Here is a 14,917-nt window from a genome sequence, read left to right as displayed (position 1 = left end):
CCATGACGATCAGGACACTCTTCACCACCACGGCGCTGACGCTGCTGGCCGGAACGGCCTTTGCGCAGGAAAGCGTCACCGTCAACATCGGGTCCAGCCATCCAGAGGCGAACATCTGGGTCTATGCGATGAAGAACGCATTCCAGCCAGAGGTTGACCGCATCCTTGCAGAAAAGGGCGAATACAAGGTCGATTGGAACGAGGCCTATGGCGGCACGCTGTATAAATTCACCGACACCCGCGCCGCAGTCAGTGACGGCATCGTGGACGTGGGCATGGTCGGCACAGTCTGGGAAGGCGCGGCGATGCCGCTGCAGAACGTGACCTATTTCACGCCCTTCGCGACAGAAGACCACAAGCTGCTGATCAAGATTTTTGACGATCTGTCTGCCAATCTGCCAGCGTTGCATGATAGCTGGACCGCACAGAACATGGTGCCGCTATCGTCGCTGATCACCGACAGCTATGACATCTATGCCAACTTTCCGGTCAACACGATGGAAGACCTGCAAAACCGCAAGCTGAACGCGCCGGGCACCTCGGCCAACTGGCTGCAAGGCACCGGGGCCACGCCCGTCGATGGCGCGCTGACGACCTATTACACCAACATCCAAACCGGCGTGACCGAGGGGACATTGTCCTTCGCATCCGGCATCCTGCCCACGCGTGTTTACGAGGTCGCGCCAGAGCTAACCCGCGTCGGCATCGGGTCTATGTATTTTGGCGCAATTGCAGCGAATAAGGACTTCTTTGACGGTTTGCCTGCCCCGGTCCAAGAGGCATTTACCGCCGCTGCGTCCGTCACGTCGACCGCGCATGGCGACTACGTCAGCATGCTGGCCGAAAAGGCGATGACGGAAATGCAGGCCGCTGGCCTGACCGTGCACGAGCTGTCGGCCGAGGAAAAAGCCAAGTGGACCGAAGGTCTGCCTGACATCGTCGCACCGTGGTTGGAACAGACCGGCGAGGACGGAAAAACCGTTCTGTCCGCCTATTTCGACGCGCTGCGCGAAAACGGCGTGACACCCGGCCGCGACTGGGACGCTGGCCGCTAAGACTGGCGCCAGCACAAAACGAGCCAAAGCAAATATGGGTCGCCCCCGCGCAATCGGGCGGCCCAATCACACACAGCGGGGCAGCCATGGCGGATGATATCGAGATGACAGCAGACACGGGGGCCGTTCCTGCCTTTGCGACTGCCCCCGTGGGTGCCGTTCTAGGCAGTACCGCGAACCTGTTGTCGGCTATCGGCACGGTCTGGATCGGCCTCATGATGGTGATGATCGTGCTGGATGTGATCGGGCGCAATTTCCTGAACGCTCCCATTACCGGGGTGGCTGAAATTGCGGGTCGGTCGGTCGTTGCCATCGTCTTTTTGCAAATCTCTGCCGCCGTGATGCAGGGCCGTCTGACCCGCGCCGATTTCCTGATCCGCAGGATAGAGCGCGCCAGCCCTGCCAGCGCGCAGCTCTTGAATGCGCTGTTTGCCCTTATGGGCGCATTGGTATTTGCCCTGATCCTGTGGGCGTCATGGCCAAACATGATCAAGGCATGGACCACCGCCGAGTTCTTTGGCGTGCAAGGTGTGTTTACCATCCCGACCTTTCCGTTTCGCGTCATCACCGTGATCGGCTGCACAGCGGCACTGCTGGCCTGCCTTTACCGCGCGACGATGACCCTGCGCCGCAACACCGAGGCTGCATTATGACGACCCTAGCAATCGGATTTGTGCTGATCGCACTCCTGGTCGGCCTCGTGTTGCTTGGACTTCAGATCGCTTATGCCCTGTTTGCCGTGGGTTTTTTGGGCATCTGGATTATCCGGGGCAATATCGACCTTGCGTTTCGCATGATGGAACTGACGGCCTACAGCGGCATCGCGGATTACCTGTTCGCGACGATCCCGCTGTTTGTGCTGATGGGGCTGCTGGTCAGTGTGTCCAACGTCGGGCGCGATACCTTCGAGGTGGCAGAAGAGCTATTGCGCCGCGTCTTGTGCGGTCTTGGCGTCGCGACCGTCGCCGCCAACACGATTTTTGCCGCTGTCACGGGCGTCTCCATCGCCTCTGCCGCGGTGTTCACCCGCGTCGCGGTGCCGGAAATGACGCGCCACGGCTATCGCCCGGCCTTTGCCGCAGGGACCGTCGCAGGCAGTTCGGTGCTGGGTATGTTGATCCCGCCGAGCCTGCTTTTGATCATCTATGGCGTGCTGGCCGAGGTGTCGATTGGCGGCATGTTTATCGCGGGCCTGATCCCCGGCATGCTGCTGGCCATCGGATTTGTCGCCATGTTGATGGGCATTTCCGTGCTTTTCCCCGGCTTTGTCTACACCGATCCCCAAGCGGCCCGCGTCAAGCGATTGGACCGTAGCGGCCCCAAGATGTCAGCCGCGACGATGCTGGGCAAGCTGATCCCGATTATCCTGTTGGTGTTCTTGGTGCTCGGCGGCCTTTATTCCGGGTTCTTTACCCCGACAGAAGCGGGCGGGATCGGGGCGTTCGGCGCGCTGATCATCGCGCTGTGGCGCCGCAGTCTGGGGGGCGGCAAGATGTGGCAGGTGATGAAGCAGACGGGGGCGATATCGGTCGCAATCCTCGTGCTGCTGATCGCGGCCAGCTATTATTCGCGGATGCTATCCATCGCGGGCCTGCCCAATGCCATCGCCGATCTGGTGCGGGCTGGGGGTTTTTCGCCGCTGGGGTTTTTGATGTTCTATTCCGTCATTATCCTGCTTATGGGGATGATCCTTGATAGCACCTCAATCCTGCTGATTATGGTGCCGATTGCGGCCCCTATCGCGCAGGGACTTGGTATCGACCTAAGCCACTTTGGCATCATAACCGTCCTTGCGGTGGAAATTGGTTTGCTGACGCCGCCTTTTGGGATCTCGGTCTTTACGGTGCATAATACGCTGGACGATCCCAACGTGACGGTCGAGCAGATCTTCGCCGCGACGTTGCCTTTCATTGGGGTCATGTTGCTTGTTTTGCTCGTCGTGGCGCTTGTCCCAAGCACTGCAACCGCACTGCTGTAAAGGAATGCGCAGCATCACAGTTGGCGTCTGATTTTCGTCGAACCTTAGGGTCGGATTTAGCATTTTAAATTGATGTAATGTCGAACTTTGGCCTGAATTAATATTCATTATTGCTATGTCTTTTGACTGCCGTCGAAAATTTTCTGCGGGCCACCGCCGCAGATCGCCGCCCATCCTCTCGCGCCCTTTGAAAGCGTGAGCGGGGCGAGACGGGCTTTTTGGGGCTTTTCAATCTGCCTACCTTTCGGTAGGTAGGCAGGTAGACCTCAAAGCGTTGCCTCCACAGGGCGCCGCGGTAGATATCCTAAAAAAAGAAGAGCTCCGATGACCCTCAACTCTGATTTTTCAGCCCGCGTCCTGATGCACAGTGATGATATTGATTGGCAGGCCTCGCCGATGAAGGGTGTTGATCGGCGTATGCTAGACCGGATTGGCGGCGAAGTCGCCCGTGCTACCAGTATCGTGCGCTACGCGCCCGGCAGCAGCTTTTCAGCGCACACCCACACCGGCGGCGAAGAGTTTATCGTTTTGGATGGCGTGTTTCAGGATGAACATGGCGATTATCCGGCGGGCACCTATGTGCGCAATCCGCCGACCAGCCGGCACACGCCGGGATCGCAGGACGGCTGCACCATCTTCGTCAAGCTGTGGCAGTTCGACCCGCAGGACCGGATCCAGTTTCGCAAAACGATGGCCGATACGCTGCCGGAACCGGTTGGCGGGGTCGCAACAACGGTGCTGCACGAGGATACCCGAGAGGCCGTAACCTACAGCCAGCTAGAGGCTGGCGCACACATGACGTCGCAGGCCCCCGGCGGGATAGAGGCTTTGGTGATCGGCGGATCACTCAGCATTGGCGGCGACGTATTACAGCGCCACGATTGGCTGCGCCTGCCAGAGGGCGATCCGTTGTCGGTTGTGGCAGGGCCGGACGGCGCGCAGATTTGGATGAAGACCGGCCATCTGCCTTTTGCCAAGCCGCCGGTGGTTTGATCGATGGAGTCCGCTGCCACGGCTGCAAACGAAGTAATGCAAACGCAAACGCTGATCATCGGTGCGGGCCTGTCCGGTCTTGCGCTTGCGGCGCGGCTGAACGCTGTCGGCCATGACTTTCTGCTGGTTGAGGCGCGTAGCCGCACGGGTGGGCGGATCCTGACAGAACAGTTCGGGGCTGGCGCTTTCGATCTGGGCCCAACGTGGTTCTGGCCCGGCCAGCCGCGCATTGCTGCGCTAATGGCCTCCTTGGGGCTAAAGGACACAGAGCAGCATTATGCAGGCGAACTCAGCTTCGAGGACGCCAGCGGGCATGTGCAACGCGGCAAGGGGTTTGCGTCGATGCAAGGCTCGTTTCGGGTGCAGGGCGGAATGGCGGCCCTGACAGATGGGCTATTGGCCCGCTTGCCCGCAACGCGCGTGATGCTGTCGACGCAGATCGCGGCGCTGGCGCAAAGTGCAGGCGGCATCACGGCAACGACGCAATCGGGCCAGCAAATTGACGCCAAGCGGGTCGTGCTGGCCCTGCCGCCGCGCATCGCGGGCAGCATCACCTACGCCCCTGACTTGCCCGCGTCCGCCCATACCGCGATGGATGGGATTGCGACGTGGATGGCTGGACAGGCCAAGGTCGTTGTGACCTATGACCGCCCGTTTTGGCGCGAAGCGGGCCTGTCGGGCGACGCGATGAGCCAGCGCGGGCCGCTGGCAGAAGTTCACGATGCATCGCCAGCGCAGGGCGGCCCCTATGCGCTGTTTGGTTTTCTGGGCATCCCGCCGCAAGCGCGGCAAGACCAAGATCACTTGTGGTCTGCGGTGCTGCAGCAATTGACGCGCCTGTTTGGGCCGCAGGCCGGGCAGCCGACCCAGCGATATATCAAGGATTGGGCCTTTGATCCCTTTACCGCCGCGGCAGCTGACCAAAAGCCACTTTACGCGCATCCAACCTATGGCTTGCCCGCCGCATTGGACGGGCTTTGGGACGGCCGCTTGATCTTTGGCGGAACCGAAGTCGCCGCTCAGTTTGGCGGATACCTTGAAGGTGCGCTCGAGGCGGCAGAGCAGGCCTTTGACCGGATCAAAGCAGCAAAGGCGTGATGGCGCATGACGGTTGATACAAGAACGGCCCTGCTGGATGCCGCAGAATACGCCGCCCGCGCGCGCGGCTTTGACGGGTTCAGCTATGCAGATTTGGCAGACAGCGTCGGGATCCGAAAAGCCTCTGTCCATTATCATTTCGCAACCAAAGCCGACCTGTGCGCCGCGATGATGGACCGCTACGGAACGGACCTTGGCGCTGCGTGCGACCAGATCACGGCCCGTCATCAGACCGGAGGCGCACGCCTGCTGGCATTGATCGCGCTATACCGTGATGCGTTGCAGGGCGGCAAGACGCTGTGCCTTTGCGTGGCTTTGACGGGCAGCCGCGCAAGCCTGCCTGATGCTGCGATTGAACAGATCAAGGCATTCCGCGCCATGATGCTTGCGCGCCTTACAGCTGTTTTTTCTGCAGGGCAAAAGGACAGCACCATCAAATATGTATCGGACCCGGGATCAGAAGCTTGCGCTACGCTTGCCTTGCTGGAAGGGGCCCATTTGACCGCACGCGCGGCAGAAAATGTGGGCACGTTCGACGACGCGGTGCGCGTTTTGAAATCGCGCTGCTGAACGTTTAAATGCGGCCCGCCCTATTCCGCGACATCGGTGACGGGCGTAGTGAATTCAACCATCAACGCGTCAAAGCGGGCGGACAGGTGATCGTGCATCGCTTGGCGGGCGGCAGCGGGGTTGCGTGCGGCGATGGCGGCGATCAGCACCTCGTGTTCGCTTTGCGGCACAGCAATCGACGACCGGCTGCGGGCCTTGGCGCGGACTTGAACCCAATCGGGATTGGACCGGATACGGTCCAGCAGGGAAAAGGCCGTCAGCAGGGGTCTGTTGCGGGCGCATTGCGCAATCAGCCGGTGCAGCGCGCCGTCCCACAGCTCTATCGTTTGCGCATCGGCGGCGACTTGCCGCGTGGCAAGGGTCCGCAATCGCAGAATTTCCGCGTCCGTCATCCGCGTGGCACACAGCGCGGCCAGCTCTGGCTCGATGCAAAGCCGCGCTTCCATGACCTGAATGGGGTCGCTCTCGCCTGCGATGCGGGCAGCCAGGTCGCCGGTCGGATCCTGCGGATGACCCGCAAAGGTGCCAGAGCCTTGTTTGCGCCAGACAAGCCCTTCGATTTCCAACTCGTCCAGCACCTGCCGGATCAACCGGCGAGAGGTGTCAAAGCGTTCGGCAAGCGCGCGTTCGGTGGGCAGGCGCCCATCGGCGGGCAGCTCAGCCTCGATCAGGGTCATTACGCGCTGTTTAAGTGGCTGGGTCATGTATCCACGGCAAAAGAAGAACTCGGCTGGCCGGATTCTACGCGCTGCGCCTCGGCTTGCGCAATGGCTGCATCGATATGTTCGCGCGTGGGGTTGCCGGAAAAGGCTACGGCCGTCGGCATGCCAAGGGTAAAGGGCACATAGCGTTCCTGCGCAACCCGCCACAGACGGTCAAGTTCACCCAGCGGATCGGCGTGATCGTCAGCGCGCAGCGACAGCCAAGCATGGTCCTCGCCTTTGTGAATCGTCAGCCCTGCCGCTTGCCGCCCGCGTTTGTCGCCGCCTGCGGCCTCTCCTGCTTGCATGGCGGAAATCAAGCGCTGCGCAAAGGGGCCGGTGGATGCGGCAAAGGCAGCAGAGGTGGCGTGGATCACCTCTGGCCCCGCCAACATATTCCCCGCGACGGAGTGGTCGTCGCGGATTAGATGCCCCGCCCAATCGGTGCAATCGCCGCCCGTGTGGGCTGCAAAATTACCCTGCGCGTCGATCATATGCGCTTGGCGAATGCCTTGACCTGCGTCGCGTGACACGAGATCAGCCATCACACTTTCAGCGCTTTGCGTCTCTAACCGGGTGCGTCCTTCTGTGCCCCAGATGGGGTTGCAAAAGGCCTGCGATGCGACGGCGGTGCGGGCACCCACGTAGGGAACAACGGCGCCGCAGGCAAAGAACTTTGACGCGACAATCAGGCCGATATCATCCCCGTCACGCGCGATCAGGCTCCATGTCATGGCTTAGCGCCCCACCGCATAGGCTTGCATCAACCGCGGCGTGGCGGCGGCGCGCATGATGCCATCCGGGTCGCGCAAGGCGGCTGTCAGGCGGCCAACGGACCACGGTTCTGCCACGTGCACGATGTGACCACGGGCCCGCAGATCGGCAATGGTGTCTTCGCCAAAGGCGGGCTCTAGCATCATCTCTCCGGGTTTGGCTTCGCGGGGGTAAAAGCTGCCTTGGAAGTGCATGGAATGAAACAATGGCGCGTCCATGCAGGCCTGCAGTTCCATGTCCCAATGCACAAAGCGCAAGAACCATACCAATTGCCACTGGTCCTGCTGGTCACCGCCCGGCGTGCCAAAGACCATGCGGCGGCCGTCCTCGTGTGTTGCAAGCGACGGCGTCAGCGTTGTGCGCGGGCGCCGGCCGGGGGCCAGCGTTGTGGGCAAGCCGTCCTCGAGCCAGAACATCTGCGCGCGGGAATTCAGCGGAAAGCCAAGGCCGGGCACGACGGGGTTCGACTGCAGCCACCCGCCCGACGGCGTTGCCGCCACCATATTGCCCCAGCGGTCAATGATATCCAGATGCACGGTGTCGCCGCGCTTTTCGGTCAGATGCGCCATCGTTGGCTCTTGCGGGGCGGCGTCGGCGGCACCGAAATCATGCGCGGCACGGGCGATATAAGCATCGGCCTGATGTTCGAACCCCGGCACGCGGCCTGGGCGTTGTTCGGTGCTGGCCTGTGCGCTGATCATCTTTGCGCGCTCTGCGTTGTAGGTGTCCGACAGCAGGTATTCCATCGGGATCTCGCTGTGCAGCGGATCGCCATAATAGGCTTCGCGGTCGGCATAGGCGAGCTTCATCGCCTCGATCACCGTGTGGGTGAATTCGGCGCCCATTGGGTCCATTGCGGCAAGGTCGAAATGCTTGAGGATCGCGAGGGCCTGCAACAGCACCGGACCTTGCGACCACGGGCCGGTCTTGTGGACGGTCCAGCCGTGGTAGCCATAGGACAGCGACGGCTCGTAGGTGGCAGACCAGCCTGCCATGTCAGCTTTGGTCAGCACACCCATGTGCTTTTCGTTTGAGACATCCATGACGTTGGCGGTCTGGATATAGGCGTCGATTGCGTCGGCGACAAAACCTTCCGACCACGCGCGGCGGGCGGCATCGATCTGGGCGATACGGTCATCGCCTGCGGCTTCACCTTCGGTCACAAGGCGGTCGTAAGTGTCTGCAAGATCGGGGTTTTTGAACAAGGCGTTCGCCGCGGGGGCTTTGCCGTTCGGCGTCCAGACCGCGGCGCTGGTGGGCCAATGTTCAGCAAAATAGTCGGCCAGCCCAGCGATGGTGTTGGCAACGCGGGGCAAGATGGGATGACCGTCGCGGGCATAGTCAATCGCAGGTGTCAGCACGTCGCGCAGGCTCATGGTGCCGTGATCGCGCAGCATCAGCATCCAGCCGTCAAAGGCGCCGGGGATTACAGTCGCCAGCAAGCCAGAGCCGGGGATAAGCGTTAGGTTCTGCGCCCGGTAGTGTTCCAACGTGGCACCTGCGGGGGCAGGGGCTTGTGCGCAGACGACCTGCACATCCTCGCCTGCTTTTTGAAAGATCGCAGGCATATCGCCGGCGGGGCCGTTCAAATGCGGCTCTACCACTTGCAGCGTGATGGCGGTGGCGACAGCGGCGTCAAAGGCATTGCCGCCGCGTTCCAAGATCGACATGCCAACGGCAGAGGCGATCCAATGGGTCGAAGTTGCAACGCCGAAGGTGCCGCGGATTTCCGGGCGGGTGGTGAAGGTCATGGGGTCGTCCCTTTAGTGTTCGCGAGGGTCAAGGGCGTCGCGCAGACCGTCGCCCAAAAGGTTAAAGCCAAGCACCACAAGAAAGATCGAGATGCCGGGCCAAAGCGCCATCCAAGGCGCTTGGTTCAAGAAGTTCTTAGCCGTGTTCAGCATCGAGCCCCAAGAGGGCGCGGGCGGTTGCTGGCCAAGACCAAGGAAAGATAGCGAGGCTTCGGCGATGATCGCAGTGGCGATGGTCAGCGTTGCCTGCACAAGGATCGGGGGCAGCACGTTAGGCAGAATGTAGCGCGACAAGATCAGCCGCGTCGGCAGGCCAATGGCACGGGCGGAGTCGACGTAATCCTCGACCTTGACGTTCAGCACTTGGCCGCGCGTCAGCCGGATGAAGAGCGGCGTGGCCGAGATGCCGATCGCGATCATCGCATTGCTAAGTGACGGCCCAAGGAAGGCGGCCAGCGCGATGGCAAGGATCAGGAAAGGCGCGGCGAGCAGCGCTTCGGTGCAGCGCGAAATGATCGCGTCGGGCCAACCGCCGAAGTAGCCCGCGACGATCCCCAAAGGCACGCCAACAGCCATCGCAATTGCGACAGAAATGACACCCGCCAGCAAGGATGCCTGCGCCCCCCAGATCATCCGCGACAGCACGTCCCGGCCCAGATCGTCCGTGCCCATCCAATGCGCAGCGGATGGCGCTTTGCGGATCGCGCCCCAATCCGTCGCCGCTGGATCGGGGATCGGCAGTACGGGGGCCAGCAGCGCAAGGGTGATGAAGAACAGCACAAGGAAACCGCCCAGCATCGCTGATTTATGGCTGCGAAATTTCTTCCAGACGCGGTTTTCAGACGGGGCAAGGTCCATTGCCGGTGCCGTCTTGGCAACGTTTGTGTCAGCGGCAGCCATCAGTTGCTCCTTAGCCGGGGGTTAAGAAGAAAATAGGCCATATCGGCGAGCAGGTTCATGACTATGAACCCAACGGCAGTGACCAGAACGATGCCCTGCACCACAGCGTAATCGCGGTTAAAGACGGCATCGACGACCAGCTTGCCAAAGCCGGGGATGGTAAAGATCTGCTCTGTCAGGACGGCGCCTGCGATCAATTCACCGAACAGCAGCGCGGTCAGGGTGACGATCGGCGTCAGCGCATTGCGAAAGGCATGCTTCAGCACGACCTTGCGTTCGGACAATCCCTTGGCGCGGGCGGTGCGCACATAGTCAGAGGTCAACACGCCCAGCATCGCCGACCTTGTGTGCCGCATCAAGGTTGCGGCCAGCGCGGTGCCCAGCACGAAGGCAGGCATCAGCATGGTCTTGATCGACAACCAGAAATCTTCACTAGGCGGCACATATCCGGACGCGGGCAACAGTTGCCATTTCACGGACACCAGAAGGATCAGCATGATCCCCAGCCAGAAGTTCGGGATCGACAGACCGGACAGCGCGACGATGTTGGCAATATAATCGGTGACCGTTCCCTTGCGATAGGCGGACATGATGCCTGCGGGAATGCCAATGAACACGGCAAAGATCAGCGACATCAAAGCCAGTTGGATCGTGACAGGCAGCTTTTGCCCGATCAGTTCCGTCACTGGCTGATTGGTGCGAAAAGATGTGCCCAGATCGCCGCCAAGCGCGTTACCTGCCCAGGTCATATACTGCACCGGAATAGGATCATTCAGGCGATATTTTTCGCGCAGGAATTCCAGCACAGCAGGATCGCGTTCCTCGCCTGCAAGGACAAGCAGCGGATCGCCGGGTAGGATTTTCTGCAAGCCAAAGACGAAGACCGAGATCAAAATGATCGTCGGGATCGCGATGACAAGTCGGCGCAGGAAGAACGAGAGCATGGGCTGCCCCTTGCATGGGTGAAATGCGGTTAAGGGTGGCCGCCCCCGGCCCGGTTGGGCTGGGGGCGGACCGGGATTATTCGGACAGGGTCACACCTTCTAGGCGGATCATGCCGTCGGGATAGGCGGTGTAGCCTTCGATATTGGCGTCAAGCGCTGTGATCCAGCTTTCGTGGTAGAGGTACACCAGCGGCGCATCATTGATCAGCACGTCACGGGCTGCGTCATACTGCGCCTTGCGTGATGCAACGTCGGCCTGTGTGCGCGCCGCATTCAGTGCATCGTCGACGGTGGCGTTGGAATAGCCCGCATCATTGATGCCGCCATCCGTCGTGACGAACTGGTGGATGTTGCCATCTGGATCGACGCGGCCAGACCAGCCGATCTGGCTTGCCTGATAGTCGCCTGCGGTCTGGTCAGACAGCAGCGTGGCGAACTCTTTGGACACGATCTCGATGTTGATGCCCGCTTCGGCGGTCATCGACTGGATTACCTGCATCAGTTGCAGGGGGATGGTCGTGTTCGGCACCTGCACGACAAGGTCGATGCCGTCGGGATAGCCTGCCTCTGCCAGCAGTGCTTTGGCCTTTTCGACATCGCGGCCTTCAACGGGATAATCCGCATCATACCAAGGCGATGTTGGCGGGAACGGCTGGTTGCCAGCGGCAAAAGCGCCCTCGAACACGACCTGATTGATGGCGTCGCGGTCAATAGCATAGCTGAATGCCTGCCGCAGACGCGGATCGGTGCCAAATGGATTGTCGGCTTGTTCGCCATTGCCCACGTTAAAAGTGATGCCCTGATAGCCCATCGATACGGCGGACAGAACGTTGATGCTGTCATCCGCATTGACCTGCGCCAAGTCGGTGGGGGCCAGACGTTCTAGGATGTGAATATCACCAGATTGCAGGTTGGCCAGTCGCACTGTCGTGTCGGGGATTGGCAGGTATGTGACGCTGTCAAAGTGGATTTTGTCCGCATTCCAATAGTCTGCGAACTTCTTCAGCACGATCTTGTCCTGCGCGACCCGCTCTTCAAATGCGAACGGACCAGAGCAGACTGGCGCGAGGCCGAAATCGTCGCCCATCGCGGCGGCGGCCGTCGGTGATACCATCATGCCAGCGCGGTCAGCCAGTTGGGCGATCACGGTGGCATCGGGCCCGGTCAGGTTCAGCGTCAACGTGTAGTCGCCTGTCACGTCAACGGATGCGATCGAGGCAAGCTCTGACTTGCGCATGCTGCCGTCCATGGTCTGCGACCGGGTGATGTTGTCAGCGACAGCCTGCGCGTTGAACGCGGTGCCGTCGTGGAAAACGACATCCTCGCGCACGGTCATGTCGATGGACATGCCATCCTCTGCCACGGTCCATGCGGTCGCAAGCTGGGGAATGATTTCCAGATCAGGCGTAATGTCGACCAGCTTGTCGCATAGGGCGGTATAGATGATGCGGCCCACAAAGGTCCGCGACTGGTCCGGGTCCAGAATGTCAGCGTCGGACTGCAACGCGATGCGCAAATCCTGTGCCATTGCGCCGCTTGCCATCAGGGCAAGGGCCGCTGTCGTGAGGGTCAGATTTTTCATGTGGTGGCCTCTCTGTCAGGGGTTTGGGATGCGACGGGGATGATCTGCGCCCCCCCGCGTCGCTTGGCGGTAAAGCGCGAGCCGCGCCAAGGTGGCGGGGCTTTTGCTGCGGGGTGTCGTTTGCCGGGGCGCGGCGGGAATATCCTGCCAATGGTGACAGGCGGTCATGTGGCCGTTGGGGGTCTCCACTGGTTGCGGGACAGCTTCGCGGCACAGTGCCGTCGCGTGGGGGCAGCGGGTATGAAACGCGCAGCCCGGCGGCGGGGCAGAGGGGGAGGGCATCTCGCCCTCGATCCGGGCGCGCGAGGCGCCAGATTGGTCGTCTAGGTCTGGGATAGCGTCCAGCAAAGCGCGGGTGTAGGGATGGCGCGGCTGTTCGAACACATCGTCCGTTGTGCCCTGTTCAACGATTTTACCCAAGTACATGACGGCCACGCGGTCCGACATGTGCCGGATTACAGCCAGATCATGCGCGATCAGCACAAGTGTCAGCCCCAAATCACGGCCGAGATCGCCCAGCAGATTCACCACCTGCGCCTGCACCGACACATCCAGCGCACTGACGGGTTCGTCGCCGATAATCAGCCGCGGACCAGAGGCAAGCGCGCGGGCGATCCCGATACGCTGGCGCTGGCCGCCAGAAAACTCATGCGCGTAGCGGTCCGCGTGCTCTGGCCGCAAACCGACCTTTGCCAACAGATCTGCAACCTTGGCGCGGCGGTCAATTTTGGACAGTTCTGGTGCGTGCACCTCTAGCGGTTCGCCCACCAGTTTTCCGACTGTCATGCGCGGGTTCAGGGACGAAAACGGGTCTTGAAAAATGAACTGCATGTCCCGGCGCAGGGCGGACAGTGCAACGCCCTTGGCCGCTGTGACCTGCTTGCCGTCAAACACCACGTCGCCGCTGGTCGGGTCCAGCAGACGCATCAAAAGACGGGCAAGCGTAGATTTACCGCAGCCAGATTCGCCAACAATGGCAAAGGTTTCGCCCGGGGTGATGGACAGCGACACGCCATCGACAGCCTTAACGAGGCCCTTTTTCTGAAACAAACCGCCGCCGGTCGGGAAATGCTTTTTGACGTTCTGTGCTTCTAGGATCGGTGTCATTGCGCCACCTTCAGGTTCTGTTCCAAGGGGGCGAAATGGCATGCCACCGCGTGGGTTTCGCTGACGTTTGCAAGCGCGGGACGCGCATTGCAGAGCGGGGCCGCAAAGGGGCAGCGTGTCCGGAACCGGCAACCTTGCGGCATCGTATCAATCGACGGCACTGTACCTTCGATCGTCGTGAGCCGGGCGCGGGGGCCCGATAACCGCGGGACCGAGTCCATAAGGCCGATGGTGTAGGGGTGCTGGGGATCCTCAAACACTTCGGCCATTGGGCCGCGCTCGACCACTTGACCGCCATACATAACAGCGACCGTGTCGGCGATTTCAGCGACGACACCAAGGTCATGGGTAATCATGATCGTGCCCATGCCCGTGTCGCGCTGCAAATCGCGGATCAGTTCCAAAATTTGCGCTTGGATCGTGACATCAAGCGCGGTTGTCGGCTCGTCTGCGATCAAAAGCTTGGGGTCATTGGCAAGGGCCATGGCAATCATAACGCGTTGGCGCTGACCACCTGACAATTGGTGCGGATATTGATCCAGCCGCTGTTCAGGAGAGGGGAGTCCCACCCGGATCAACATTTCCAGCGCACGGGCGCGTCCCTGCGCACGGGTGCACCCCTTGTGCTGCTGCACCGCTTCGGCGATCTGATCGCCGATCCGAAAAGCGGGATTGAGCGAGGTCATCGGCTCTTGAAAGATCATCGCCACGTCCCCGCCGCGCATGGTCGCGGGAATACGTTCACACGTCATATCTATCGTTTTACCGTTGAAAACCATAGTGCCGCTGGGAATTTTGGCGGCGTCTTGCGGCAGCAGTCCCATCAGCGCCATCGCGGTCACGCTCTTGCCGCAACCGGACTCGCCGACGATGCACAGGATCTCTCCTTCTGCGACGGTCAGGTCAACATTTTCGACAACGCAGGCCGACTGCCCTTTGAATTTCAGGCTGAAGTCGCGCAGCGACAAAAGGGGAAGATGCTGAGACAGAAGAGGCGTCCTTGCGGCAAATGTGAACCAATTACCTATTGGTTCATCATGACCCTACGCCGAGTCAATTCATTTTTGCCGCAGTCGCTTTGAAAACCGGCGCGTTTGACCAATGCTAGGCATTAAGCCTAATTTTTAAGCATCCGCTTTCGTGAGCGATGAAGACAAGGCCGTATTCGGCGGGTGAAGGCTGTTCCCTGACGCAGATCGCCTGACGTTTTGATTTGTTGGCACCAATTCGTCATCCGGTTCACGCGGCAGCGCCACCGCCGAAAAACATTGCTTGCGCCGCGATCCGCCATGCACCGATCAGCCTCGCGCTATTCGAAAGCATAGCACCCTATCCAAGACGGCGATGTTTCTGCCTCTCTTCGCTTTTGCTTGACGCGGCGCAGCCTGCGACAGTGGACGGGATCGTTTATTGTCGGGGGACGCTTAGGGCTGGCGCATTGAAGTGTTTGGGTCCGGTCGTCAC

Annotated in this window: 14 protein-coding genes; 6 read left to right on the top strand and 8 right to left on the bottom strand. The window is 60.8% G+C overall.

The features are described from left to right. Positions 1-2 precede the first annotated feature (2 nt). From BM131_RS09655 to BM131_RS09630, 6 genes are all read left to right on the top strand, one after another. Positions 3-1,055, top strand: a complete 1,053-nt coding sequence (locus BM131_RS09655) for a C4-dicarboxylate TRAP transporter substrate-binding protein (RefSeq protein ID WP_090188919.1) — start codon at positions 3-5, stop codon at positions 1,053-1,055. 86 nt (positions 1,056-1,141) lie between these two features. After that, entirely contained in the window at positions 1,142-1,708 is a 567-nt protein-coding gene (locus tag BM131_RS09650; RefSeq protein ID WP_090188917.1) for a TRAP transporter small permease subunit, read from the top strand. Continuing rightward, the gene (locus BM131_RS09645; protein WP_090188915.1) at positions 1,705-3,033 is read left to right on the top strand and encodes a TRAP transporter large permease; all 1,329 of its coding nucleotides are present in this window, start codon (positions 1,705-1,707) and stop codon (positions 3,031-3,033) included. The genes BM131_RS09650 and BM131_RS09645 overlap by 4 nt, the downstream gene beginning before the upstream one ends. A gap of 324 nt (positions 3,034-3,357) precedes the next feature. Further along, entirely contained in the window at positions 3,358-4,026 is a 669-nt protein-coding gene (locus BM131_RS09640) for a cupin domain-containing protein (protein ID WP_090188914.1), read from the top strand. 3 nt (positions 4,027-4,029) lie between these two features. Beyond that, positions 4,030-5,124 (top strand): flavin monoamine oxidase family protein, encoded by a 1,095-nt coding sequence (locus BM131_RS09635; protein ID WP_342713961.1) that lies wholly within the window; start codon positions 4,030-4,032, stop codon positions 5,122-5,124. A 6-nt stretch (positions 5,125-5,130) separates the two neighbouring features. Then, positions 5,131-5,694 (top strand): TetR/AcrR family transcriptional regulator, encoded by a 564-nt coding sequence (locus BM131_RS09630; RefSeq protein ID WP_090188912.1) that lies wholly within the window; start codon positions 5,131-5,133, stop codon positions 5,692-5,694. 20 nt (positions 5,695-5,714) lie between these two features. Here BM131_RS09630 and BM131_RS09625 read toward each other — a convergent pair whose 3' ends face one another. The 8 genes from BM131_RS09625 to BM131_RS09590 all read right to left on the bottom strand — a co-directional run bounded on the left by BM131_RS09625 (position 5,715) and on the right by BM131_RS09590 (position 14,421). Further along, positions 5,715-6,398, bottom strand: coding sequence for a FadR/GntR family transcriptional regulator (locus BM131_RS09625; RefSeq protein WP_090188910.1), 684 nt, complete (start codon positions 6,396-6,398; stop codon positions 5,715-5,717). Beyond that, positions 6,395-7,129: a DUF1028 domain-containing protein gene (locus BM131_RS09620; protein ID WP_090188907.1), complete on the bottom strand. Its 735-nt coding sequence runs from the start codon at positions 7,127-7,129 to the stop codon at positions 6,395-6,397. Before BM131_RS09620 ends, BM131_RS09625 begins: the two co-directional genes overlap by 4 nt. 3 nt (positions 7,130-7,132) lie before the next feature. Then, on the bottom strand, positions 7,133-8,920 hold the full coding sequence (locus tag BM131_RS09615; protein WP_090188904.1) for a gamma-glutamyltransferase family protein: 1,788 nt from the start codon (positions 8,918-8,920) through the stop codon (positions 7,133-7,135). A 12-nt stretch (positions 8,921-8,932) separates the two neighbouring features. Next, complete coding sequence (locus BM131_RS09610) at positions 8,933-9,820, bottom strand: ABC transporter permease (protein WP_090188902.1); 888 nt, start codon at positions 9,818-9,820, stop codon at positions 8,933-8,935. Further along, the gene (locus BM131_RS09605) at positions 9,820-10,764 is read right to left on the bottom strand and encodes an ABC transporter permease (protein WP_090188899.1); all 945 of its coding nucleotides are present in this window, start codon (positions 10,762-10,764) and stop codon (positions 9,820-9,822) included. The genes BM131_RS09610 and BM131_RS09605 overlap by 1 nt, the downstream gene beginning before the upstream one ends. Before the next feature lie 76 nt (positions 10,765-10,840). Then, a complete protein-coding gene (locus BM131_RS09600; RefSeq protein WP_090188896.1) occupies positions 10,841-12,346 on the bottom strand; it encodes an ABC transporter substrate-binding protein in 1,506 nt (501 codons plus the stop codon). Positions 12,347-12,361: 15 nt separating this feature from the next. Beyond that, positions 12,362-13,453: an ABC transporter ATP-binding protein gene (locus tag BM131_RS09595; protein WP_090188894.1), complete on the bottom strand. Its 1,092-nt coding sequence runs from the start codon at positions 13,451-13,453 to the stop codon at positions 12,362-12,364. Next, a complete protein-coding gene (locus BM131_RS09590; RefSeq protein WP_245754199.1) occupies positions 13,450-14,421 on the bottom strand; it encodes an ABC transporter ATP-binding protein in 972 nt (323 codons plus the stop codon). The genes BM131_RS09595 and BM131_RS09590 overlap by 4 nt, the downstream gene beginning before the upstream one ends. Between the last annotated feature and the right edge of the window lie 496 nt (positions 14,422-14,917).

The organism is Loktanella salsilacus (assembly GCF_900114485.1).
GTDB lineage: Bacteria > Pseudomonadota > Alphaproteobacteria > Rhodobacterales > Rhodobacteraceae > Loktanella > Loktanella salsilacus.
This window is presented reverse-complemented; position numbering and strand designations above follow the sequence as displayed.

Excerpts from the sequence above, each read along its gene's own strand:
- BM131_RS09605 (WP_090188899.1), bottom strand. The coding sequence starts at position 10,764 with ATGCTCTCGTTCTTCCTGCGCCGACTTGTCATCGCGATCCCGACGATC.
- BM131_RS09640 (WP_090188914.1), top strand. The coding sequence starts at position 3,358 with ATGACCCTCAACTCTGATTTTTCAGCCCGCGTCCTGATGCACAGTGAT.
- BM131_RS09630 (WP_090188912.1), top strand. The coding sequence starts at position 5,131 with ATGACGGTTGATACAAGAACGGCCCTGCTGGATGCCGCAGAATACGCC.
- BM131_RS09620 (WP_090188907.1), bottom strand. The coding sequence starts at position 7,129 with ATGACATGGAGCCTGATCGCGCGTGACGGGGATGATATCGGCCTGATT.
- BM131_RS09645 (WP_090188915.1), top strand. The coding sequence starts at position 1,705 with ATGACGACCCTAGCAATCGGATTTGTGCTGATCGCACTCCTGGTCGGC.
- BM131_RS09635 (WP_342713961.1), top strand. The coding sequence starts at position 4,030 with ATGGAGTCCGCTGCCACGGCTGCAAACGAAGTAATGCAAACGCAAACG.
- BM131_RS09655 (WP_090188919.1), top strand. The coding sequence starts at position 3 with ATGACGATCAGGACACTCTTCACCACCACGGCGCTGACGCTGCTGGCC.
- BM131_RS09595 (WP_090188894.1), bottom strand. The coding sequence starts at position 13,453 with ATGACACCGATCCTAGAAGCACAGAACGTCAAAAAGCATTTCCCGACC.
- BM131_RS09600 (WP_090188896.1), bottom strand. The coding sequence starts at position 12,346 with ATGAAAAATCTGACCCTCACGACAGCGGCCCTTGCCCTGATGGCAAGC.
- BM131_RS09610 (WP_090188902.1), bottom strand. The coding sequence starts at position 9,820 with ATGGCTGCCGCTGACACAAACGTTGCCAAGACGGCACCGGCAATGGAC.
- BM131_RS09650 (WP_090188917.1), top strand. The coding sequence starts at position 1,142 with ATGGCGGATGATATCGAGATGACAGCAGACACGGGGGCCGTTCCTGCC.
- BM131_RS09625 (WP_090188910.1), bottom strand. The coding sequence starts at position 6,398 with ATGACCCAGCCACTTAAACAGCGCGTAATGACCCTGATCGAGGCTGAG.
- BM131_RS09615 (WP_090188904.1), bottom strand. The coding sequence starts at position 8,920 with ATGACCTTCACCACCCGCCCGGAAATCCGCGGCACCTTCGGCGTTGCA.